The organism is Streptomyces nymphaeiformis (genome assembly GCF_014203895.1).
GTDB classification, from domain to species: domain Bacteria; phylum Actinomycetota; class Actinomycetes; order Streptomycetales; family Streptomycetaceae; genus Streptomyces; species Streptomyces nymphaeiformis.
In genome coordinates this window covers 482,446-505,447 of the sequence record NZ_JACHJY010000005.1, presented here as the reverse complement: position 1 = coordinate 505,447, position 23,002 = coordinate 482,446, and the positions used below count along the sequence as shown (strand labels likewise).

The 23,002-nt window shown below is 72.4% G+C and carries 18 protein-coding genes and 1 pseudogene; 9 read left to right on the top strand and 10 right to left on the bottom strand.

Annotation, left to right across the window (positions count from 1 at the left end; genetic code table 11):
* Positions 1 to 43: 43 nt before the first annotated feature.
* The 6 genes from GGE06_RS19720 to GGE06_RS19695 form a co-directional block, all read right to left on the bottom strand.
* Positions 44 to 3,877, bottom strand: a complete 3,834-nt coding sequence (locus GGE06_RS19720; protein ID WP_116158861.1) for a multifunctional oxoglutarate decarboxylase/oxoglutarate dehydrogenase thiamine pyrophosphate-binding subunit/dihydrolipoyllysine-residue succinyltransferase subunit — start codon at positions 3,875 to 3,877, stop codon at positions 44 to 46.
* A gap of 332 nt (positions 3,878 to 4,209) precedes the next feature.
* Complete coding sequence (locus GGE06_RS19715) at positions 4,210 to 5,319, bottom strand: HAMP domain-containing sensor histidine kinase (RefSeq protein WP_376773565.1); 1,110 nt, start codon at positions 5,317 to 5,319, stop codon at positions 4,210 to 4,212.
* Positions 5,316 to 6,053: a response regulator transcription factor gene (locus GGE06_RS19710; RefSeq protein ID WP_030688813.1), complete on the bottom strand. Its 738-nt coding sequence runs from the start codon at positions 6,051 to 6,053 to the stop codon at positions 5,316 to 5,318. The genes GGE06_RS19715 and GGE06_RS19710 overlap by 4 nt, the downstream gene beginning before the upstream one ends.
* A 71-nt stretch (positions 6,054 to 6,124) precedes the next feature.
* The gene (locus tag GGE06_RS19705) at positions 6,125 to 6,796 is read right to left on the bottom strand and encodes a spermidine synthase family protein (protein WP_116165315.1); all 672 of its coding nucleotides are present in this window, start codon (positions 6,794 to 6,796) and stop codon (positions 6,125 to 6,127) included.
* Between the two features lie 119 nt (positions 6,797 to 6,915).
* Entirely contained in the window at positions 6,916 to 7,449 is a 534-nt protein-coding gene (locus GGE06_RS19700) for a hypothetical protein (protein WP_147321066.1), read from the bottom strand.
* Positions 7,450 to 7,500: 51 nt separating this feature from the next.
* Positions 7,501 to 8,145 (bottom strand): GNAT family N-acetyltransferase, encoded by a 645-nt coding sequence (locus tag GGE06_RS19695; RefSeq protein ID WP_116158859.1) that lies wholly within the window; start codon positions 8,143 to 8,145, stop codon positions 7,501 to 7,503.
* A gap of 131 nt (positions 8,146 to 8,276) precedes the next feature.
* Here GGE06_RS19695 and lon point away from each other — a divergent pair, with 131 nt between their 5' ends.
* Positions 8,277 to 10,688, top strand: coding sequence for an endopeptidase La (lon, locus tag GGE06_RS19690; RefSeq protein ID WP_184931376.1), 2,412 nt, complete (start codon positions 8,277 to 8,279; stop codon positions 10,686 to 10,688).
* Positions 10,689 to 10,787: 99 nt separating this feature from the next.
* Positions 10,788 to 11,381 (top strand): DUF4240 domain-containing protein, encoded by a 594-nt coding sequence (locus tag GGE06_RS19685; protein WP_246532635.1) that lies wholly within the window; start codon positions 10,788 to 10,790, stop codon positions 11,379 to 11,381.
* A gap of 227 nt (positions 11,382 to 11,608) precedes the next feature.
* Here the strand turns inward: GGE06_RS19685 and GGE06_RS19680 are convergent, their stop codons facing one another.
* Complete coding sequence (locus GGE06_RS19680; RefSeq protein ID WP_184931375.1) at positions 11,609 to 12,496, bottom strand: lytic polysaccharide monooxygenase auxiliary activity family 9 protein; 888 nt, start codon at positions 12,494 to 12,496, stop codon at positions 11,609 to 11,611.
* A gap of 191 nt (positions 12,497 to 12,687) precedes the next feature.
* Positions 12,688 to 13,530, bottom strand: a complete 843-nt coding sequence (locus tag GGE06_RS19675; protein ID WP_184931374.1) for a lysozyme — start codon at positions 13,528 to 13,530, stop codon at positions 12,688 to 12,690.
* A 235-nt stretch (positions 13,531 to 13,765) separates the two neighbouring features.
* Here GGE06_RS19675 and GGE06_RS19670 point away from each other — a divergent pair, with 235 nt between their 5' ends.
* Positions 13,766 to 14,248 (top strand): MarR family winged helix-turn-helix transcriptional regulator, encoded by a 483-nt coding sequence (locus GGE06_RS19670; protein ID WP_116158854.1) that lies wholly within the window; start codon positions 13,766 to 13,768, stop codon positions 14,246 to 14,248.
* 11 nt (positions 14,249 to 14,259) lie between these two features.
* Here GGE06_RS19670 and GGE06_RS19665 read toward each other — a convergent pair whose 3' ends face one another.
* The gene (locus GGE06_RS19665) at positions 14,260 to 15,051 is read right to left on the bottom strand and encodes a protein phosphatase 2C domain-containing protein (protein WP_184931373.1); all 792 of its coding nucleotides are present in this window, start codon (positions 15,049 to 15,051) and stop codon (positions 14,260 to 14,262) included.
* A gap of 372 nt (positions 15,052 to 15,423) precedes the next feature.
* Here GGE06_RS19665 and GGE06_RS19660 point away from each other — a divergent pair, with 372 nt between their 5' ends.
* From GGE06_RS19660 to GGE06_RS42685, 6 genes are all read left to right on the top strand, one after another.
* The gene (locus GGE06_RS19660) at positions 15,424 to 18,264 is read left to right on the top strand and encodes a sensor histidine kinase (RefSeq protein ID WP_221518277.1); all 2,841 of its coding nucleotides are present in this window, start codon (positions 15,424 to 15,426) and stop codon (positions 18,262 to 18,264) included.
* Positions 18,261 to 18,752, top strand: coding sequence for a roadblock/LC7 domain-containing protein (locus tag GGE06_RS19655; protein WP_116158852.1), 492 nt, complete (start codon positions 18,261 to 18,263; stop codon positions 18,750 to 18,752). The genes GGE06_RS19660 and GGE06_RS19655 overlap by 4 nt, the downstream gene beginning before the upstream one ends.
* Positions 18,753 to 18,757: 5 nt before the next feature.
* The gene (locus GGE06_RS19650; RefSeq protein ID WP_116165313.1) at positions 18,758 to 19,168 is read left to right on the top strand and encodes a DUF742 domain-containing protein; all 411 of its coding nucleotides are present in this window, start codon (positions 18,758 to 18,760) and stop codon (positions 19,166 to 19,168) included.
* Entirely contained in the window at positions 19,149 to 19,832 is a 684-nt protein-coding gene (locus GGE06_RS19645; protein ID WP_116158851.1) for a GTP-binding protein, read from the top strand. The genes GGE06_RS19650 and GGE06_RS19645 overlap by 20 nt, the downstream gene beginning before the upstream one ends.
* 51 nt (positions 19,833 to 19,883) lie before the next feature.
* On the top strand, positions 19,884 to 21,119 hold the full coding sequence (locus GGE06_RS19640; protein WP_116158850.1) for a styrene monooxygenase/indole monooxygenase family protein: 1,236 nt from the start codon (positions 19,884 to 19,886) through the stop codon (positions 21,117 to 21,119).
* Between the two features lie 79 nt (positions 21,120 to 21,198).
* A complete protein-coding gene (locus GGE06_RS42685) occupies positions 21,199 to 21,729 on the top strand; it encodes a DUF6584 family protein (protein ID WP_246532634.1) in 531 nt (176 codons plus the stop codon).
* A 320-nt stretch (positions 21,730 to 22,049) separates the two neighbouring features.
* Here the strand turns inward: GGE06_RS42685 and GGE06_RS19635 are convergent.
* Positions 22,050 to 22,913: pseudogene (locus GGE06_RS19635) on the bottom strand (MFS transporter); the annotation flags it as partial.
* Positions 22,914 to 23,002: the final 89 nt, after the last annotated feature.

The window sequence follows — 23,002 nt, the reverse complement described above, 5'->3', positions numbered from 1 at the left end:
GGCACCCCTTCCAGGGTGCCGGGCCTCTTCACGCGGTACGAGATCAGGCGTCGAAGACCTCGTTGACCAGCTGCTGCTGCTCCGCCTGGTGGCGCTTGGCCGAGCCGACCGCCGGGGAGGAGGAGTGCGGACGCGAGATCCGGCGCAGGCGCTCGCCCGCCGGGATGTCCGCGCCGACCGCCAGGTCCAGGTGGTCGATCAGGTTGAGCGCGATGAACGGCCAGGCACCCTGGTTCGCCGGCTCCTCCTGCGCCCAGATGTACTTCGCGGCGTTCGGGTACTTGGCGATCTCGGCCTGCAGCTCGGCACCCGGCAGCGGGTACAGGCGCTCCAGACGGATGATCGCGGTCTCCGTGTCACCGCGCTTCTGACGCTCGGCCTCCAGGTCGTAGTAGACCTTGCCGGCGCAGAAGACGACCTTGCGGACGTCGGCCGGGTTGACCGTGCTGTCGCCGATCACCGGGCGGAAGCCGCCGGTGGTGAACTCCTCCACCTTGGACGCCGCGGCCTTCAGACGCAGCATCGACTTCGGGGTGAAGACGATGAGCGGCTTGTGGTGCGGGTTGTGCACCTGCCAGCGCAGGAGGTGGAAGTAGTTCGACGGCAGCGTCGGCATGGCGACCGTCATGTTGTCCTGGGCGCACATCTGGAGGAAGCGCTCCGGGCGCGCGGACGAGTGGTCCGGGCCCTGGCCCTCGTAGCCGTGCGGCAGGAGCAGCGTGACGCCGGAGGTCTGGCCCCACTTCTGCTCGGCCGAGGAGATGAACTCGTCGACGACGGTCTGCGCGCCGTTGACGAAGTCACCGAACTGGGCCTCCCAGATGACCAGGGCGTCCGGGCGCTCCAGCGAGTAGCCGTACTCGAAGCCCATCGCCGCGTACTCGCTGAGCAGCGAGTCGTAGACGTTGTAGTGGGCCTGGTCCTCGGTCAGGTAGAGCAGCGGGGTGTAGTCCTCGCCGGTCTCCTGGTCGACCAGGACCGCGTGGCGCTGGCCGAAGGTGCCGCGGCGGGAGTCCTGGCCCGACAGGCGGACCGGGGTGCCCTCCATCAGCAGGGAGCCGATGGCGAGGGTCTCGCCGAAGCCCCAGTCGATGGTGCCGTCGTCGATCGAGGCGGCACGGCGCTGCATCTGCGGCAGCAGACGCGGGTGGACCGTGACCCGCTCCGGGATGCTGACCTGCGACTCGGCGATCCGCTTCACGACCTCCTGGGAGACCGCGGTGGTGACGGCGACCGGGAACTCGGCCCGGGCGTCCGGGACGGTCGTCGCCGACGGGGCGGCGGTGGCCTCGCGGACCTCCGCGAACACCTTCTCCAGCTGGCCCTGGAAGTCCTGGAGCGCCTGCTCCGCCTCTTCGAGGGTGATGTCGCCGCGACCGATGAGCGACTCGGTGTACAGCTTGCGCACCGAACGCTTCTTGTCGATCAGGTTGTACATCTGCGGGTTGGTGAACTGCGGGTTGTCGCCCTCGTTGTGACCGCGGCGGCGGTAGCAGATGAGGTCGATCACGACGTCCTTGTTGAACGTCTGGCGGAACTCGAAGGCGAGCCGCGCGACGCGGACCACGGCCTCCGGGTCGTCGCCGTTCACGTGGAAGATCGGCGCCTCGATCATGCGGGCCACGTCGGTCGCGTACATCGAGGAACGCGAGGACTCCGGGGCGGCGGTGAAGCCGACCTGGTTGTTGATGACGATGTGGACCGTGCCGCCGGTGCGGTAGCCCCGCAGCTGCGACATGTTCAGCGTCTCGGCGACGACACCCTGGCCGGCGAAGGCCGCGTCGCCGTGGAGGGCGACGGGCAGGACGGTGAAGTCCGTGCCGCCCTTGTTGATGACGTCCTGCTTGGCGCGGACGATGCCTTCCAGGACCGGGTCGACCGCCTCCAGGTGCGAGGGGTTGGCGGCCAGGGAGACCCTGATCTGCTCGCCGTCGAGGCCCGTGAAGGTGCCCTCGGCGCCCAGGTGGTACTTGACGTCGCCGGAGCCGTGCATCGACTTCGGGTCGAGGTTGCCCTCGAACTCGCGGAAGATCTGCGCGTACGACTTGCCGACGATGTTCGCCAGGACGTTCAGGCGGCCGCGGTGGGCCATGCCGATGACGACCTCGTCCAGGCGGGACTCCGCCGCGGAGTCGATGACCGCGTCGAGCAGCGGGATGACGGACTCGCCGCCCTCCAGGGAGAAGCGCTTCTGGCCGACGTACTTCGTCTGCAGGAAGGTCTCGAAGGCCTCCGCCGCGTTCAGCCGGCGCAGGATCCGCAGCTGCTCCTCGCGCTCCACGCGGGAGTGCTGGCGCTCGACGCGGTCCTGGATCCACTTGCGCTGCTTCGGGTCCTGGATGTGCATGAACTCGACGCCGGTGGTGCGGCAGTACGAGTCGCGGAGCACGCCGAGGATGTCGCGGAGCTTCATCATCGACTTGCCGGCGAAGCCGCCGACCGCGAACTCGCGCTCCAGGTCCCACAGGGTGAGGCCGTGCTCGGTGATGTCCAGGTCGGGGTGCTTGCGCTGCTTGTACTCCAGCGGGTCGGTGTCGGCCATGACGTGGCCGCGGACCCGGTAGGAGTGGATGAGCTCGAAGACGCGCGCGGCCTTGGTGACGTCGTCGTCGTGCGAGGCGTCGATGTCCCGGAGCCAGCGGACCGGCTCGTACGGGATGCGCAGGGCCTTGAAGATCTCGTCGTAGAAGCCCTCCTCGCCGAGGAGGAGGTTCGCCACGATCCGCAGGAACTCGCCGGAGGCGGCGCCCTGGATGACGCGGTGGTCGTACGTCGAGGTCAGGGTCATGACCTTCGAGATGCCCAGCTTGTTCAGGGTGTCCTGGGAGGTGCCCTGGAACTCGGCCGGGTAGTCCATCGAGCCGACGCCCATGATGACCGACTGTCCGGGCATCAGGCGCGGCACGGAGTGGACGGTGCCGAGGCCGCCGGGGTTGGTCAGGGAGACCGTGACGCCGGAGAAGTCGTCCATCGTCAGCTTGCCCACGCGGGCGCGCTTGACGATGTCCTCGTAGGCCTGCCAGAACTCGAAGAAGTTGAGCGTCTCGGCCTTCTTGATGCCCGCGACGACGAGCTGGCGGTCGCCGTTGGGCTTGACCAGGTCGATCGCGAGGCCGAAGTTCACGTGGTCCGGCTTGACCAGGGTCGGCTTGCCGTCCTTCTCCGCGAAGGAGTAGTTCATCGACGGCATGGCCTTGATCGCCTGCACCATCGCGTAGCCGATGAGGTGCGTGAAGGAGATCTTCCCGCCCCGGGCGCGCTTCAGGTGGTTGTTGATCACGATCCGGTTGTCGAAGAGCAGCTTCACCGGGACGGCGCGGACGGACGTGGCCGTCGGCACCTCCAGGGAGGCGTTCATGTTCTTCGCGACCGCGGCGGCGGGGCCGCGCAGCGTGATCAGCTCGGGACCGGCGGGCGCCTCGGCGGCCGGGGCGGCCTTGACCGGCGCCGGAGCGGCGGCGGCCGGCTTCGCGGCGACCGGCGCGGCAGCAGAGGGCGCGGCGCCAGCCGCTCCGGTGGAGCCGGTGCTTGCACCGGAGGGCTTCACGGGAGCCGGGGCCGCGACCGGGGCCGGCGCGGGGGCCGGGACGACCGCGGGAGCCGAAGGCGCGGCCTGTGCGGGGCCCGCCTGCGGCGCGGCGGGCGCGGCGCTCTGCGTGGTGGTGGCGGCCGGGGCGGCCGGGGTCTCCGACGCTCCGGGCTTGTAGTCGGCGAAGAAGTCCCACCAGGCACGATCGACCGAATTCGGGTCCTGGAGGTACTGCTGGTAGATCTCGTCGACGAGCCACTCATTGGCACCGAAGGCGGCTGCGGGGCTTACGCCCTGCCCGTCTTGGTCGGCCGGGGAGCTCGGGGTACTGGGGGACTGAGACGACACGGCGGCAACCGCCCTCTTCCGCTTCGCAAGGTGATGGACAGCGGAAATAAAGGCTACGCCTGTCCGGCCGAGAGGTGCAGGCCAGGCAGTCCAACGTTGCGCAAGTCACACTTGACAGCGTGTTTCGATGCCATGAATGGCGGGAAACAAGCGTGGTTCCGCATGTGTGAGGGTACGAGGAAGCGCGAGCACGACCCGATTCGGCCGCACCTCTGATCACGCCCCGCTCACGGAGGCACACGTCCCGCTCATGAAGACGCAGGTCTCGCTCACGGAGACGCGTGTCCTGCTCACGTACACGCAGAACGTGCGCTTCCGGTTCGAACCCTACGTCAATCTCTGGAGGGAAGGCTGCCCGGAAGGGTGACTCTGATGCGGCATCCACGTGACGATTCGGCCACTCCGATCCCGCCGCCGTGCAGATCCACCGCCCAGCGGGCGATCGCGAGCCCGAGCCCCGTGCCGCCGTCGCTGCCCGGCCCCTGCCGGTTCGGGACCGAGCCCCGGTTGAACCGCTCGAAGACCTTGTGCCGCTCCGACTCCGGAATGCCGGGACCCTCGTCCTCGACCTCCAGCTCCAGCGAGTCCGGATACGGGCCCCGCCGGGCCCGGACCGTGACCCGGCCGTGCGGCGGGGAGTGCTTCACCGCGTTGTCGATCAGGTTCGCCATCACCTGGTGCAGCCGCTCCGCGTCCGCGTGCGCGACCAGCTCGGGCGGCGACACGTCCAGATGCAGATGCACGTCCGTACGACGGTGAAGGCCCGAGGTCGACGAGAGGCCGCGCTGGGACGCGGCCAGGTTCGCCTCCCGCAGCACCCCCGACAGATACGGCCATACCTCGAAGCGGCTCGCCCGGAGCGCCACGACACCGTTGTCGAGACGCGACAGGTCGAGCAGGGTCTCCACGAGCCGCCCGAGCCGCTCCGTCTGCTTCAGCGCCGACCGCATGGTCTCCGGATCGGCCTCGGACACCCCGTCCACCACGTTCTCCAGGACGGCCCGGAGCGCGGCGATCGGCGTGCGCAGCTCGTGCGAGACGTTCGCCACCAGCTCCTTGCGGTGCCGGTCGACGGCCTCCAGGTCGTCCGCCATGCGGTTGATCGTCGAGGCGAGGTCGCCCAGCTCGTCCCGCCGGTCCGCGCCCCGCACCCGGCGGCTGAAGTCCCCGCGCGAGATCGACCCGGCCACCGTGTTCATCTCGTCGAGCGGCGCCGTCAGGGACTGCGCCACGAACTGGGTGATCAGCAGGGTCGCGATCATCGCGAAGATCGTGATGTACCGGAACTCGGTGGAGGTCCGGATCGCCACCAGGGCCAGGCAGGAGGTCAGCAGGACCGCCCCGACGACCAGGGCGCCCAGCTTCGTCTTGATCGAGATCACGATGCGGCGGGACCGGCGCGGCCCCCGCGCATCCGGCCTCCCGGGCCCCGGCCGGCTCACGGCGCCGGGGTCTCCAGCGCGTAACCGACGCCATGGACCGTACGGATGCGCTCGGCCCCGATCTTCCGGCGCAGCGCCTTGATGTGGCTGTCCACGGTCCGGGTGCCGGAGGCGTCCGCCCAGTCCCACACCTCGGCGAGCAGCTGCTCGCGGGAGAGGACCGCGCGGGGGGTGCTCGCCAGGCAGACGAGCAGGTCGAACTCGGTCGGGGTCAGGTGCACGTCCTCCGCGCGGACCCGGACCCGGCGCTGCGCGTGGTCGATCTCCAGCTCGCCGAGGCGCAGGATCCCGCTGCGCGGGGTGACCGCCGCGAGCGCGGCCCGCTCCACCCGGCGCAGCAGCACGTGCACCCGGGCGGCCAGCTCGCGCATCGAGAACGGCTTCGTCATGTAGTCGTCGGCGCCGACGCCGAGGCCGACCAGCATGTCGGTCTCGTCGTCGCGGGCGGTCAGCATGAGGACCGGGACGGGGCGCTGGGCCTGGACCCTGCGGCACACCTCCAGGCCGTCGAAACCGGGCAGCATCACGTCCAGGACCATCAGGTCCGGCTGCCAGGCCTCGGCCGCGTCGACGGCCGCGGGACCGTCGGTCGCGGTCTGCACGAGGAAGCCCTCGGCGCGCAGCCGCGCGGAGATCGCCTCCACGATCGTGGCGTCGTCCTCGACCACAAGGACGCGCCGCTGGGCCCCCGGAGTGGCCGCCGCACCGTGGTGAGTGGTGTGTGTCTGCTCCATTGCCCCGCCTCGCGTCGCCGATGTCGGTGCAGCAGCCTAGAGGTACCGGCGGCGTCCCGGCTATCCAGGAGCTATCCGGGACGGACGGCGAGGTGGACCACGTCGGGGACGCCCCGGGCAACGGGGATCTCTTCCGTCCGTACCCCGCTGAATCCGGCATTCCGCAACGACTCTTCGAAATCGACGGACGGCTGGGCGGACCACACGGCGAGGATCCCACCGGGGTTGAGACGGGCCGCGCAGGCCGCCAAACCCTCGGCCGAGTACAGGGATTCGTTGTCCTCGGTGACCGTCCAGTCGGGCCCGTTGTCGATGTCCAGACACAGGGCGTCGTAGGTGTCGGTCGTGGTGCGCAGGTGCTCCACCAGGTCCGTGTGCAGGATCACGGTCCTCGGATCGGCGAGCGCGGCCCCGGAGATCGCCGCGAGGGGCCCCCGCCGGTGCCAGTCGATGATCGCCTCCTCACGCTCGGCGACGACGATCCGTCGCCAACGGGGCTCGGCGGCGGCGTGCGCGAGCGAGAAACCGACCCCGAGCCCGCCGACGAGGACGGACGCACCGGACCGCGACGCCTCGGGCAGGGCGCCCAGCGCCGCGTCGACCAGCAGCCGCTCGGAGCGCCCGTCGGAGGTGTCCATGAGGAAGGTGCCGTTGGCGATGATCTCGTAGTGCTCGGCCCTGCGGCGGAGCACCACTTCTCCGTACGGTCCGTCGCGGCGGTCGAGGGTGACGGGGCTGGTCATGATCACTCCGTGGTCTCGTGAACGTACGGTCTCTCCCGGCCATCCTTGCGGGGCGGCGACGACCGGGACAAACACTTAACGGGCCGTACGCGCGCGGGGACGCCGTCTCGTACGCGCCCTCACGGGCTCGTCGGCGGGCCGCCCTCCGGGAGGGCCGTGAAGACGCGGTCGAGGGCCGGCGGGCGGGTGTGGTCGTCCGCGACGACCAGGCGGTGGCGGTACGTCACGTAGTACTGGAAGCCGTCCGGGATCGGCTTGCCCGTCGGGCGGTCCGGGACCAGGGCGAAGGCGGGGTCCTCCAGGGCCGCGCGCAGTTCGGCGGCCTCGGCGGGGGTCTGCCGGCCCGTCCGGGGCGGTCTGGTGCCGGAGCGGCTGGTCCAGCTGCCGTCGTAGTGGACGACGAGCCGGTTGCGGACGCCGGCGAGGCCGCCGTTGACGACCACCTCGACGAGGACCTCGCCCGGCTGGGGTTCCGCGGTGGGCGTGCCAAGGTCCGTCGTGGGGCTCGGAACGGCCGGCACGCTCGCGCTCGACGGCGCTCCGCCGGGCGTGGGCGGCACCCCGGGGCCGCAGCCGCTCAGGCCGCCGGCCAGGGCTCCCGCCAGCAGCAGGGCCCCGCACCACTTCCCCGTACCCCTCACGCCTCGCGCCATGGAACGAGCATGCCCGCTCCGGGGTCCCGCTCGCAGCCGGACGGCCGGGTTTCAGCCCCGGGCGTCTGTTCGGACCATTCCGGTGATCGGTCCCCGGTAGCGCCAGTCCAGGGAGTCGTAGAGCGCGAGGCCGTCCGTGGTCGCGGCGAGCACGCCGGTCTCGGCGCCGGCCTGGGCGGCGGCGGCCTCCAGGGTGCGCATGACGTTCGCGCCGAGGCCCCGGCGCCGGTGCGCGGGGTCGGTCTCGATCTGGTCGGCCACGGCGGTGGAGCCGGTCGGGGCGATCTGGCCGCGGGCGGCGAGAGTGCCGTCCGGGGCGAGGACGCGGACGCGTATGACGCCGTTCGCGACCTCGGTCGTACGGGCGTACCCCTCGGGGGGCGCGGGGCGGGCGCCGGGGTCCAGCGGCTTGACCATCATGAAGCCGGGGTCGTCGGGGACCGTCCATCCTTCGGTGATCCACGGCGCCACCTCCTCGGGTCCCGCCATCACCTTGAGCCAGCTGTACGGCGTGGTCAGCCGGGCGCAGAGCGCGCCGACGGAGGCCGCGTCGGGGGCGGGCAGGACGTGCCGCACGACATGCCGGGGCAGGCCGACGTCGATCCGGTGGCCCCAGGGCTCGGCGACGGCGGCCGGGGTGCCCCGGGAGACCGTCCAGCCCGCCACCCACGCTGAAGTAATGGATGAGATGTTCATGGGGGTATTACATGTGACCTGTGCGGGTGCGTGTGGGGGTGATCGCTCAGAGCGAACGTATGGGCGGGAACATCTCTGGGCTCACAAGCATTGAGTGCACATAGCTCAACTTGACTGCCGAAGGGGAGATCATGGCTTCTGAGTCCATGGCGTCCGTGCCGCTCACTCTGCCTGTGCTGCCGCTCGACGACGAGGTCGTGCTGCCCGGAATGGTCGTGCCGCTGGACCTGTCCGACAACGACGTACGGGCCGCCGTCGAGGCCGCCCAGGCCGCCGCCCGCGCCGTCGCGGGCAAGCCCCGCGTCCTCCTGGTGCCGCGGGTCGACGGGACCTACGCCGGCACCGGCGTCCTGGGCATCGTCGAGCAGGTGGGACGCCTGTCCGACGGCGATCCCGGCGCGCTGATCCGCGGCCTCGGCCGCGTCCGCATCGGCGCCGGCACGACCGGCCCCGGCGCCGCGCTGTGGGTCGAGGGCGCCACGGTCGAGGAGACCCTGCCCGACCCGCTGCCCGGCCACGTGACCGAACTGGTCAAGGAGTACAAGGCGCTGGCCACCAGCTGGCTCAAGAAGCGCGGCGCCTGGCAGGTCGTCGACCGCGTCCAGCAGATCGACGGCGTCGGCGCCCTCGCCGACAACTCCGGCTACTCGCCCTTCCTCAGCGTCGAGCAGAAGGTCGAACTCCTGGAGACCGCCGACCCGGTCGCCCGCCTCAAGCTCGCCACCGCCCAGCTCCGCGAGCACCTCGCCGAGCAGGACGTCGCCGAGACCATCGCCAAGGACGTCCAGGAGGGCGTCGACAAGCAGCAGCGCGAGTTCCTGCTCCGCCGCCAGCTCGAAGCCGTCCGCAAGGAGCTCCGCGACCTCAACGGCGAGGCCGAGGGCGACGAGTCCGACGACTACCGCGCCCGCGTGGAGGCCGCCGACCTGCCCGAGAAGGTGCGGGAGGCCGCCCTCAAGGAGGTCGAGAAGCTGGAGCGGTCCAGCGACCAGTCCCCCGAGGGCTCCTGGATCCGCACCTGGCTGGACACCGTCCTCGAACTGCCGTGGAACGAGCGGACCGAGGACCGGTACGACATCCGGGGCGCCCGCGCGGTCCTGGACGCCGAGCACGCCGGCCTCGACGACGTGAAGGAACGGATCACCGAGTACCTCGCGGTGCGCAAGCGGCGTTCCGACCGCGGTCTCGGCGTGGTCGGCGGCCGTCGCGGCGGTGCCGTGCTCGCCCTCGTCGGTCCGCCCGGCGTCGGAAAGACCAGCCTGGGCGAGAGCGTCGCCCACGCCATGGGCCGCCGGTTCGTCCGGGTCGCCCTCGGCGGCGTACGGGACGAGGCGGAGATCCGCGGTCACCGGCGGACGTACGTCGGCGCCCTGCCCGGCCGGATCGTCCGCGCCATCAAGGAGGCCGGGTCGATGAACCCGGTGGTCCTGCTCGACGAGATCGACAAGGTCGGCTCCGACTTCCGCGGCGACCCCGCGGCGGCCCTCCTCGAAGTCCTCGACCCCGCGCAGAACCACACCTTCCGCGACCACTACCTGGAGGTCGAACTCGACCTCTCCGACGTCGTCTTCCTGGCCACGGCCAACGTCCTCGAAGCCATCCCCGAGGCGCTCCTCGACCGCATGGAGCTGGTGCGCCTCGACGGCTACACGGAGGACGAGAAGGTCGTCATCGCCCGTGACCACCTGCTCCCGCGCCAGCTGGAGCGGGCCGGTCTGGAGCCGGGCGAGGTCGTCCTGGAGGAGTCCGCGCTGCGGAAGCTGGCCGGGGAGTACACCCGCGAGGCCGGCGTCCGCACCCTGGAGCGGTCGATCGCCCGGCTGCTGCGGAAGGTCGCGGCCCAGCACGAACTCGGCGACCGCGAGCTGCCGCTCACGGTCGGAGCGGACGATCTGCGGGAGCTCATCGGGCGGCCGCACCACGTGCCGGAGTCGGCCCAGGACCCGGCGGAGCGCCGGACGGCCGTGCCGGGTGTCGCCACCGGGCTCGCCGTGACCGGCGCGGGCGGTGACGTCCTCTTCGTGGAGGCGTCCCTCGCCGACCCGGAGACGGGCGCCGCCGGTCTGACCCTCACCGGTCAGCTGGGCGACGTGATGAAGGAGTCGGCGCAGATCGCGCTCTCCTTCCTCCGCTCGCACGGCGCGGAGCTGGAGCTGCCCGTCACCGGCCTCAAGGACCGGGGCGTGCACATCCACTTCCCGGCGGGCGCGGTGCCCAAGGACGGGCCGAGCGCGGGCGTCACCATGACGACCGCCCTCGCCTCCCTGCTGAGCGGCCGGCTCGTCCGTACGGACGTGGCCATGACCGGCGAGGTCTCCCTCACCGGCCGGGTGCTGCCGATCGGCGGCGTGAAGCAGAAGCTCCTCGCCGCGCACCGGGCGGGCATCACGACGGTCGTGATCCCCAAGCGGAACGAGGCCGACCTGGACGACGTCCCGGCCGAGATCCTGGAGAAGCTGGAGGTCCACCCGGTGACGGACGTCCGCCAGGTCCTGGAGATCGCGCTCGCCCCGGCGGTCGTGCCGGTGGACGTGGCCGCGTAACTCCCCACGTTCCGGAGCGGGGTGCCGTGTCGGCACCCCGCTCCGGCGCGTACGGATCTCGTTACCCGGATGTCAGTCGGGGCTGGCATGCTCGTACGCATGAACGACGACGCCTTCTGGGCTCTCATCGACGAGTTGGGCCGCCGGCCGGGTGACCGGGAGGAGCGGCTCGAATGGCTGCGGGCGGAGTTGCTGCGGCGTCCGGAGGCCGAGAGCGTGGCGTTCCAGGTGCGCCTGGAGCGGGCGACCGAGCTCGCGGACACGCGCGCGCTGTGGAAGGCGGCCGACCGGATCGAGGGCGGCGCCTGCACGGACGACGGCTTCCACTACTTCACCCTCTGGCTGGTGGGCCAGGGGCGGAAGGTGTACGAGTCGGTCCTCGCCGACCCGGACGCGCTGGCGGACCTGCCCGGGGTGCGCGCGCTCGTGGGCCGGCACCACGACGAGTGGCACGACGACGAGTGGCCCGAGTGGGAGGAGCTCGACTACGTCGCCCAGGACGCGTGGGACGAGCTGACGGGCCAGGAGGACGACCACGGCGAGGAGTTCCTCGACGCGGTGGAGGAGGCGGAGGACGCCGCGGAGGCGGCGGGGGAGTGGGAAGAGGGCGAGTCGCTCCGGGGCTCTCGGCCGGAGGGGTTGGCGATACCCCGGCTCACCGCCCTCTTCCCACCCGCCACCTCCGGCTCCTAGGAGCCGGAGGGGCACGGGCCTCAGGGGCCCGGACCGCGGGGGCCGGAGCCTGACGGGGCCCGGCCCCCGGGATTTCGGGGCCTCGGGGCCCGGGCCTCGGTGGCCCGGAGCTGAGGTGGCCCGCGCCTCGGGCTCCGGAGCCGAGGTGGCCCGGGCCTCGGGCTCCGGAGCTCAGGGGCCCGAAGTCTGAGGTGTCCGGGGCCTCAGGGGTTCGGGTCCCTGAGCGTTCAGGACGCCGACGGGTTGCGGCGGCGGCCCAGGAGCAGGGTGCCCGCTGCGAAGACGGCGAGGGCGCCCGCGCCCGTGAGGGCCAGCGGGAGCGGCGAGGAGGGGGCCTCGGTGGTCTCGGCGGAGAGGGCCGGGGGCTGCTCGTCGCCGCCGTGGCCCGCGTGGCTCACGGTGGACAGCTCGGCGCCCGCCGCGATCTTCGCCTCGGTGGGGGCCTGGGCCTCGGCCGCCGTCGCGGAAGCCGTCGCCGTACCGCCGAACGTGACGTCCGAGCAGCTGTAGAAGGCCTCGGGGCTGTCGTTGCGCTGCCAGATCTTGTAGACGATGTGGCGGCCGGTGCGCGCCGGGAAGGTGCCCGTGAAGTTGTAGTAGCCGTCGGTCGCGGTGCGGCCGGTGTTGTAGACGGCGACGGGCGTCGGGTCCAGGTCCGACCACTTCAGGGGATGCGTCGGGTCGAAGCCCGCCTTGGTGATGTAGACGGTCATCGTGCCCGAGTGCGGCGCCGTCACGCGGAACTTGAAGTCGAAGGAGCCGGCGGCGACGGCCGTCGCCGGCCAGTCGGTGCGCGCCCAGTCCAGCGCCCGGTACTTCTCGCGGTTGGCCGAGCAGAGCTTGCCGTCCGGGATGAGCGCCTGGTGCTGCCCGGCGGCGTTGGCGATGTTGACCTCGTTCCAGTCGTAGAGCGGCTGGGTGCCGGAGTCGGCGACGAGGTCCTTGCAGACCTGCGACTTGGGCGTCTCGGGGCCCTCGGCGTAGCAGGCCGCGATCCGGCTCACGGGGTTGAAGACGGCTCCGTGGGCGCTCGCGGTGGCGGGCGTGAGGCTGACCAGGGCCGCGGCGGCGGACAGGGCTGCGACGCCGGTGGCGGTGCGGCGGGAGGACGGCATGCGGGGGCTCTCTCTCGTGCGTGGGGGAGTACGGGGCGAGCAACGCGCGCCGGGCGCAAGGAAGTTGATCCGGGCGGCCGGCGGAGGAAGCGTCGCATTGGTCCATACCAATGGGCAAGGGGGTGGACGGAAAAAGGCGGCCCCCCGGAGTGCCGCCGCACACCGGGGGGCCGCCGTCGGGGCGGCGGGGGTCAGCCGTTCGCGAGCGCCTGCACGCGCGAGTAGTCCCCGTTGAAGTGGTTGTGGTCGCCGACCGTCGGGCCGGAGGAGGTGTACTGCCAGATCGTGTAGTACGGCCAGCCGGCCGGGAGTTCGCCGACGTCGGTGGCGTACCGCGCGATCCACAGCGGGTTGGTGGAGGAGAAGGCGGCGGAGTTGCCGGTGCACTGCTTCCACCAGCTGGTGGCCGTGTAGATCACCGGGTCGCGGCCCGTCCGGTACCGGTAGCGGTTCACGAAGTCCTGGATCCAGGCGACCATTCCGGACGCCGTCTTGCCGTAGCAGGTCGCGCCGTACGGGTTCCACTCGATGTCGAGGACGCCCGGCAGGGTCCTGCCGTCCTTCGACCAGCCGCCGCCGTTGTTGACGAAGTAGTCGGCCTGGGCGGCTCCGGTCGTCGTGTCCGGGGTGGCGAAGTGGTACGTGCCGCGGATCATGCCGACGTTGTAGGAGCCGTTGTACTGCTGGGTGAAGGAGGTGTTCTTGTAGTACGTGCCCTCCGTCGCCTTGACGTAGGCCCACTTGACCCCGCTGTTCCACAGCGTGGACCAGTCCACGTTGCCGTTGTGGCTGGAGACGTCCACGCCTTCCGTCTGGGTGGCGAGGAGCGAGGCGCCGCCGGCCGGCTTGGCGCCCTGCCCGTCGTGCGCGATCACGCCCATGCCCATGTAGGCGGAGCCGCGCGCGGGGGTCGCCTTCCGGGCGCCCGGGTCCTGGGCGGCGGTGGCGGTGCCGGAGAGGCCGAGGGGGAGGAGGAGGGCCAGGGCCGCGAGGGCGACGCCGGCGAAGGTCGTTCCGGATCTGTGCACACGCATTGCGTGCCTCCGAAAGGCTCGGTGGGGGAGCGGGGGCGGCGGACCGCACGACAAAGTCTGGAATGGACATGTCATACGCCCTGCCGGAGAAGACGCTACGCACGTAGACCCGCCCTGCGGAAGGGGGCCTGGTTGCCGCCGTTGGTCTACGCCTGCGAAATACTGAAGGAGCTGCGGCGATGGACACCGCCGCAAGAAACTTTCAGGGTTCGGAAAGCGCGCGGGAGGTGCTGACGTGCACGGAAGCGGTACGGGAAGTGAAGGCCGGGCCACCGCCGGAAGTGGTGTGGACCAGGAATTCCTGGCCCTCGAACGGGAGCTGGCGGTCTTTCTGCGCCGCGCCCGTGCCCAGTCCGGCGAGATGGCCCGCGAGGTCCACCCCGAACTGGAACCCGCGGCCTACGGCCTCTTCGTACGCCTCGACGACGCCGGACCCCAGCGGGCCACCGAACTCGCCGGGTACTTCGGCGTCGGCAAGGCCACGATGAGCCGCCAGCTCCGCGCCCTGGAGGACCTCGGGCTCGTCGCCCGCGACCCCGACCCCGCCGACGGCCGCGCCTCGCTCGTCCGCCTCACCGAGGAGGGCCGCAGCCGCTTCCGCAGCGTCCGCGACGCCCGGCGCGAACGCTACGTCCGCAAACTCGCCGACTGGGACCGCGCCGAGGTCGCCGAACTGGCCCGCCTCCTGAACCACTTCAACCTCCGCTCGGAGGGGTGACGGGCCGGGGCTCACCGCCCCGGCAGCTCCGCGTACGCCGCCGTCGCGTCGTCGTGCAGCTTCCAGCGCCGCGCGCCGCCGGCCCGTGCGTCCGCCGCCTCCAGGGCCCGCACCCGGCGGAGCAGGCCGACCGGACCCTCCTTCCGCAGGACGCCGAAGCAGTCCGTCCAGTCGCCCTCGCCGAACAGCTCCACCCAGCGGCTCGCCCCGTCGGAGAGCGCCGCCAGGGCCCGTACCTCCGCGCGGGGCGTCGTCCCGGTCACCGCCCGCGCGGCCACCTCCGGGTCCGCCGCCGCGGTGAAGAAGCCGCCCTCCCGGTTCCGCAGCCGGTCCGTCGCCTCCAGGGAGCGCAGCACCTCGGCCGGCACCCGGTCGAGCCGGTCGTCGAGCACGGCCCGCACCGTCCCGTCCGGTGACTCCAGGAGGAGTGCGGAGTCGGAGAGGACGAGATGCTCGACCGAGGCCTCGTCCCAGCGGGCGAGGACCACGGTCGCCTGAGGCGTTCGCACGTGAGAAAGGTCACAGGTGTGGCGATGGGCGTCCGCGGTGCGCCGGATTGCCAGCGACAGGATCTCGGACAAGGGCATGTCCCGGCGGGAACCGGACAGTTCGGTCAAAGCCCCGCCCAGTCGCGCGGTGAACCAGGGGACCGTGTGCACACAACCGTCATCACCGGCGGGAGGCGTGACGCCGTCGAGCAGAACGAGGGTCCCCCCGCTGCCCGAGGCGGGCAGAACAGCGGCCACCCAGTCCTCGTTGGGGCGTTCGGGGCTGCCGGGAAGAGAGGCGACTTCGCTGCGCATGCCTTCCAGTGTGCCCGCCGCCCCGCATTCCCCCCTGAACTCCTTCACCGGACCTGCAAATGGCCGGAAAAGGCCTGTACCAAGCCCGCAGAAGCGGTGAGAGAGGCGGAAGGGTTACCTCCGGGAAACTGCGGGCGCGCATCCTGCCAAAGCCCGCCCGGAAGATCCAACCGGCGCCCCGTACGAGCCCCCGGAACCCACCTCCGCGAGTTGTCCGCCAACTACGGAGTGTTGTTCACTCGTTCGGGTGGCGGAGCGGCCGATGCCCGTCCCCCTGCCGGAAGCGCTGGAATGGTCGGAAGCCGTACCAGGGGTGGGGGCGCTCCCTCGTGACCGGTCGTCACCTCTGCTTCATCGGCGGACGAATCAAGAATGCGAGCACCGGTGCAGAAGAAGCGGCCTCGGAGCAACAACGGCACGCAGAGCCAGACCCCCGGTGAGCCGCAGGCCCCCGCCGGCCGGCCCAAGCGCGTCCGCAACCGGCTGGTCGCGGGCGTCGCCCTGGTGAGCGTCACCGTCCTCGCCGCCGGAGCCCCTGCGGTCCTCGCCGCCTCCACCGAGCTCACCGAGTCCCAGCGCCTGGTCACCCTCGCCGAACTCGACCGGCAGGCCGTCACCCTCGCGCACTCCCTCGCCGACGAGCGCGACGAGGTCGTGGCGTACATCGCCGCCGGCCGCGAGAACCAGAGCGGCGACGCCAAGCACAAGCGGCAGATCACCGAGGCCCGCTCCACCCGCGTCGACCGCCAGATCGACGAGATCCGGCCCGCCGCCCCCGCCGAACTCCGCCGCGAACTCGCCGGAGTCCCCTCCGTCCGCCGCACCGCCCTGACCGGCAAGGGCACGGCCCTGGAGGCCCACAAGGCGTACTCGGACGTCATCGCCAAGCTCCAGGCCCTCGCCGACGAACTCGCCGACAAGACCCCGGCCCGCGCCTCCGACGCCGCGCTGACCGGGGCCACCCGCGCCCCCGCCGCCCTCGGCCGGGCCGTCGAACAGGCCTCCGCCACCCGCGGCCTGCTCCTCGGCGCGCTCTCCGTGCCGCAGCCCGAGCCCAGCGGGGACGTCCACTACGACCCCCAGACCGGCACCTACGTCGCCGACGAGCCCGAGGGCGCGGCGGAGGCCGACCGGGCCCGCGACGGCCTCACCGCGGCCGCCCAGCAGGCCCGCGTCCGCGAACTCGCCGCCCTCGGCGACTTCGACCAGGCCGCCGGGGCCACCGCCCGCGACTCCCTCGCGGCCACCGTCACCGGCCCCGACGTCAAGACCGCCGAGCTCGCCCTCGCCAGCCTCACCGACCAGCCCAAGCTGACCGAGGCCGAGCGCGGCACGGACCCGGTCGCCCTGGACGCCGCGCTCTCCGCCCGCATCGAGCAGATGCGCGGCGTCGAGTCCGCCCTCGCCACCGAGCGGGTCGAACGCCTCGCCGCCCTCCGCGACGACGACGTCGAAGCCCTCGAACTGCGCCTCGCCTACCTCGGCGGCTGCCTCCTCGTCGCGATCGGCATCTCCACCTACGTCGCCCGCACCCTCACCCGGCCGCTCGCCGTGCTCCGCCTCGGCGCCGCCCGGCTCGCCGCCGCACACGGGCCGCGGCCCGATACGGACGCAGCAGCGGTCCGCTTCACCGGCCGCAACGACGAGTTCGCCCAGGTCGTCCGCTCCCTCAACGCCCTCCACGGCAAGCTCGCCGGCCTCGCCGCCCAGACCGAGCGGCTCACCGACGAGCGCGAGGACCTGGCCGCCGCCAAGGACGCCGTCGGCGCCGAACTCGCCGCCCAGCGCGCCGACCTCCAGGGCCGGGTCGCCCTCCTCACCGCCGACCTCGAACGGCTCAGGAACAGCGTCCACCACACCTTCGTCAACCTCTCGCTGCGCAGCCTCGGGCTCGTGGAGCGGCAGCTCGGCGTCATCGAGAAGCTGGAGGAGCGCGAGCAGGACCCGGACCGCCTCGCGACCCTCTTCAAGCTCGACCACATGGCGACCGTCATGCGCCGCCACAGCGAGAACCTCCTCGTCCTCGCCGGCCACGAGCACGTCCACGGCCACGCCGGGCCCGTCCCGCTCGTCGACGTGCTGCGCGCCGCCGTCAGCGAGATCGAGCGGTACGAGCGGGTCACCATCCAGTCGCTGCCGCCGCACGCCCAGATCGCCGGCTTCGCCGCGGACGACCTGAGCCACCTGGTCGCGGAGCTCCTGGAGAACGCCACCTCCTTCTCGCCGCCCGACGCCGAGGTCCAGCTCTCCGGCTGGCTCCTGGAGAGCGGCGAGGTGATGCTCTCCGTGCAGGACGCGGGCATCGGCATGACCGCCTCCCGGTCCGCCGAGCTCAACACGCGCCTCGCCGAGGCCGACCCGGAGGCCTTCGAGGGCGAGGGGCTCGGCATGCGGGTCATCGCCCTGCTCGCCGCCCGCCACGGCGTCCGCGTCGAGCTGCGCGAGCAGCAGCAGGGCGGCACGGCCGCCGTCGTGGTCCTGCCGCTGCCCCTGCTGCCGACGACGCCGCCGACGGCCGTGTCGGAGCCGGTACGGGTCGCGGGCGCCGCACCCGTCATCCAGCTGCCCGGCTCGGTCGCGGAGGCCAACTCCAACACCCTGCCGTCCCGGAACCGCGACCCGCTCGTGGAGGCGGCGGAGGCGGCGTTCCTGGCGGCGGAGACGGCGGAGACGCAGGAGGCCGGGTACGCCCCGGACCCCGAAGAGGCGTACGCCCCCGAGCCGGAGGCCCCGCACGCACCGGAGCCCGCGCCGGAGGAGCCGTACGAGCCGGCCCCCCTCGGGGAGTCCGTCTCCGAGACCACGCTCCAGGTCCGGCTGCCCGACCCGCCGCCCGAGCCGGACACGCACGAGCGCGCCGCCGACGGCGAGGAGACGGCCCGGCCCGAGGCGCCCGTCGCCGAGGTGCCCGTGGCCGACGCGACCACCGCGGACGTGCCCGGTCCGCGCCCCGCGCAGTGGGAGCGGGTCACCGACAAGGGCCTGCCCAAGCGCACTCCGCAGGTGGTCCGCCAGCCGGCCGCCGCCACCACGCCCCGCCGGGGCGGCGTGGACGCGGAGGCGCTGCGGCGCCGGCTCGGCGGCTTCCACCAGGGCGCCAAGGCGGGGCGCCGGGACGTGGAGGCGGAGCTGGACACGGCTCGCGCAGAGACCACACAGACTGCACGTACAGGGGAGAAGACGGGGGACACAGTCGAGGAGGCACGCAGTTGACCGCGACGGGAACGTTCGGACTGAGCACGGAAGCCCGCAACCTGCAATGGCTGCTGGGGAATCTGGTGGAGGAGGTCCCGGGTGTCCGCTCGGTGGCCGTCGTCTCCTCCGACGGCCTCATGCTGCTCTCGTCGGATCCGGCCACCCAGCAGGCCGCGACGGCCGCCGACGGCCCCGGCCGTCCCGGCGGGCCGCGCGGCTCCAGCGCCGATCTGGCCACCATCGTCTCCGGCATCGGCAGCCTCACCATCGGGGCGGCCCGGCTGATGGACGGCGGCGGGGTCAAGCAGACGATGGTCGCGATGGACGAGGGCAGCGTCTTCGTCATGTCGATCAGCGACGGCTCGCTGCTCGGCGTGCACGCCACGCCCGACTGCGACATGAGCGTCGTGGCGTACCACATGGCGCTCTTCGTGGGCCGCGCCGGTCACGTACTCACCCCCGAAGTCCGCAGTGAGCTGCGCAAATCGATGGAGAGCACCCAGTGACGGCCATGTCCTCAGCCCACGGGTTCAAGCTGCCGGTACGGGGGGAGAACCGCCGCCCCGCGCGCGTGCGCCCGTACTCGCTGACCGGCGGCCGCACCCGCTTCGGGCACATCCTGCTCGTCGAGACCTTCGTGGCGGCGCTCGAAGCGCCCGCCGCCCGCAAGGTCCTCACGGACGGCGGGCCCGCCGTCCGCGGGCTGATGCCGGAGATGCGGGCCATCGTCGAGATCTGCCGCCGGATGCGGACGGTCGCGGAGATCTCGGCGCTTCTGAAGATGCCGTTGGGGGTCGTCCGGGTGCTGCTCAGCGACCTGGCCGACCAGGGAAAGATCCGTGTGTACGGGACCGGTCACGGCACCGGCCAGCCCGACCGCGCGCTCCTCGAAAGGGTGCTGAGTGGACTCCGTCGTCTCTGACGCCACCGCCGTCTCCGAAAGCCCGGCGGTCGCCGGCATCCCCGCGCAGCCGGGGCCCGAGGGTCCGATCCTGGACACCGAAGAGGGCGCCCAGGACTGGCAGCTCGACCACTCGCGCGCCCCGATCGCGACGAAGATCGTCGTCGCGGGCGGCTTCGGCGTCGGCAAGACCACCTTCGTCCGCGCCGTCTCGGAGATCACCCCGCTCCAGACCGAGGCGCTGATGACCCGGGCGAGCGAGGACACCGACGACCTCACCGCCACGCCGGACAAGCTCACCACCACGGTGGCGATGGACTTCGGCCGGATCACGCTCGACAACGACCTGGTGCTGTACGTCTTCGGCACGCCGGGGCAGCAGCGCTTCTGGTTCATGTGGGACGACCTGGTGCGCGGGGCGATCGGGGCGATCGTGCTCGCCGACACCCGCCGGCTCACCGACTGCTTCCCGGCGCTCGACTACTTCGAGAGCTGCGGGCTGCCGTACATCGTGGCCGTCAACCACTTCGAGGGCACCGAGCTGTTCGAGGCGGACGACGTACGGGAGGCCCTGACCGTGCCCGCGCACGTGCCCGTGGTGGTCATGGACGCGCGCAAGCGGTACAGCGTCGTCGAGACCCTGCTCGCGATGGTCGCGCACGCCCTCGAAGCCACGCCCGAATAGTCGGCCCAGAACCGCCCTCCCCACAGCTCACCGTCGCCAGGAGCACCACCCATGCGGAAGATACTCATAGTCGGCGCAGGCCAGTCCGGCCTGCAGCTCGCCCTCGGACTCCAGTCGCAGGGGTACGAGGTCACCCTCATGTCGAACCGGACGGCGGACGAGATCCGTACCGGCCGGGTCATGTCCACCCAGTGCATGTTCGACACCGCCCTCCAGCACGAGCGCGACCTCGGGCTGAACTTCTGGGAGTCCCAGGCCCCGCGGATCGAGGGCCTCGGCGTCTCCGTCGCGGGACCCGAGTCCGCCCGCGTGATCGACTGGGTCGGTCGGCTCGGCGGTTACGCCCAGTCCGTGGACCAGCGCGTGAAGATGGCCGGCTGGATGGACACCTTCGCCCAGCGCGGCGGCCAGCTGGTGATACACGGCGCGGCCGTCGGCGACCTGGACTACTTCTCCCGCGGCTACGACCTGGTGCTCGTCGCGGCCGGCAAGGGCGAGCTGGTCTCCATGTTCGGCCGGGACGCCGCCCGTTCGCCGTACGGCGAGCCGCAGCGCGCGCTCGCCGTCGCGTACGTCCACGGCCTCGGCCCGCGCCCCGAGCACCCGGAGTTCGACGCGGTCCGCTGCAACATCGTGCCCGGTGTCGGCGAGCTCTTCGTCATGCCGACGCTCACCACCGGCGGCCGTGCCGACATCCTCTTCTGGGAGGGCGTCCCCGGCGGCCCCGTCGACGCGTTCCAGGGCGTCAAGGACCCCTCGGAGCACCTGGCGCTGACGCTGGAGCTCATGGAGAAGTTCCTGCCCTGGGAGTACGCGCGCGCCACCAAGGTCGAGCTGACCGACGCGGGCGGCACCCTCGCCGGCCGGTACGCGCCGACCGTCCGCAACCCCATCGGCCGGCTCCCCGGCGGCGGCCTGGTCCTCGGCGTCGCCGACGTCGTCGTGGCGAACGACCCGATCACCGGCCAGGGCTCCAACTCGGCGTCCAAGTGCGCCGCCGCGTACCTCGCCGCCATCGTCGAGCAGGGCGACAAGCCCTTCGACGAGGAGTGGATGCAGGGCGCCTTCGACCGCTACTGGAACACGGCCCAGCACGTCACCAAGTGGACGAACGCGATGCTGGCGCCCCCGCCGGAGCACGTCCTGAACCTGCTCGGCGCGGCCGGCCGGCTCCAGCCCGTCGCCGACCGCTTCGCCAACGGCTTCAACGACCCGGCGGACTTCGAGAACTTCTTCTTCGACCCGGAGAAGACGTCCGCGTACCTGGCCGAGGTCTCCGCCGGCTAGCGCCCCGACGGCCGGCGCCCGCGCGCCGGCCGTCGAAATCCGGTCGATCCGGCGCGTACCCGTGTTCGATCATGGGGGTATGCCCCCGACACGGACCCTCGCCCGCGTGGACGCGGACCTGGCCGCCGGCCGTGTGCCGATGGCGCGCCAGCGCCTGCGCGGTCTCGTCTCCTCCTTCCCGTACGACCTGACCCTCCGCCGCCGGCTCGCCGAGGTGTACCGGCTGTACGGGGACGCGGCGGAGGCCGGGCGCTGGATGTACCTCGAAGAGGACCGGCGCCCGGACGAGACGGCCGCCTTCGAGGAGCGGTACGGGTCTCCCGCGTGGCGCATGAAGGCCCTCGCGTGGCGCGGACCCGAGGCGCTGGCCGCCACCCCGTTCGCCGAGCGGCAGCTGGCGGCGGTGCGCACGGCCCGCGCCGGGGAGCTGGGGCGGCCGGTCGACTGGGACGACCCCGCCTCCTACGACGAGGACGCGGACGAGCAGTGCGCGCCGGACGCCGACGGGTGGACGGCCGGCGGCGTCGCCGCGGGCGTCGGCTGCCTGGTCGGGGCCATCGCCTTCGGCTGGGTCTGGGTGCTCGGCGTCGTCTCCCTGTTCAGCGACTGACGGCCCTGCTCCGCGCGCCGGACGGCGAGCGGGGTCAGGAGGCCGGTCAGGGCGAAGAGGGCGCCCACGGCGAACCAGCCGGGGCGGCCCCAGCCGATGCAGAGGGCAATGAGGAGACCGGGTCCGAGGGCCTCGGAGAGACCGGCGCCGAGGCCGAAGACGCCCAGGTACTGGCCCGTGGCGTGGGGCGGTGCGAGGGCGTACGAGACCTCGAAGCCGCCCGCCGCGTGCCAGAGTTCGCCGGCCGTGTGGACGACCACGGCGGCGAGCAGCAGGACCACGGCCACCGCCACGGACGTCCCGGCGGAGAGCGGGACGAGGGCGCAGGAGACGAGGAAGGCCGCTCCGGCGCGCCGGTAGGCCAGGCCGCCGGCCCGGGGCGAGTCGATCCCGCGGCTCGCCCGCACCTGGAGGCCGACGACGAGGACCGTGTTGGCGAGCATGGTGCCGGAGACCAGCCAGTGCGGGGCGGCGGTCGAGCCCACGAGCCAGAGCGGGATCGCGACGGTGAGCACCTTGAACTGGACCGCCATGACGCCGTCGAGCGCGGTGAGCGCCAGATACGGCCGGTCCCGCAGCGCGATCCACCGGGGGCCGCGGGCGACGGGCGCGGGCGCGACGGGCGGCAGCAGGAGCAGGACGGCGGCGGAGGCCGCGAACGCGAGCGCGTTCCCGGTGACCAGGACCCGGTAGGCGCCGAGCGTGCCGACCTGGACCGCCCATCCCGCGAGGAGGGCGCCGAGGGAGATGCCGACGTTGGTCACGGCGCGCAGATAGGCGCGGAACTCCTGCGGCCGGTCCCCTCCGTAGTGGCGGACGAGCGGAGCCCGGGCGGCGAGGCCGGCCGCTTTCGCGCCGGTCGCCGCGGAGACGGCGAGCACGAACGGCCAGAAGCTGTCGGCGAGGACGAAGGCCGCCGTGGCGAGCGCCTGCACCGCCAGGGTGGTCACGAAGACCCCGCGCGCGCCGCACCGGTCCGCGAGGTGGCCGACGGCGATTCCGACGGCGAGCGAGAGGAGCCCGGCGATGCCGAGCCCGAGGCCGACGGTGGCGGCCGGGAGGCGCACGGCCTGGGTGAAGTACAGCACTCCGGCGGTCAGGAAGAGGCCGCTGCCGACGGCGTTGACGAAGTTCGAGGCGGCGAGCGCGCGCTGGGGCCGGGTGTCCGGCAGCAGTCGGGGCATGACGGGGCTCCGCTCCGGGACAGGCGGTCAGAAGTCTGTAAGGACCCGTCAAGCTTGTTGCATATTACGTGCAAGAGCAAGAGGTGGGC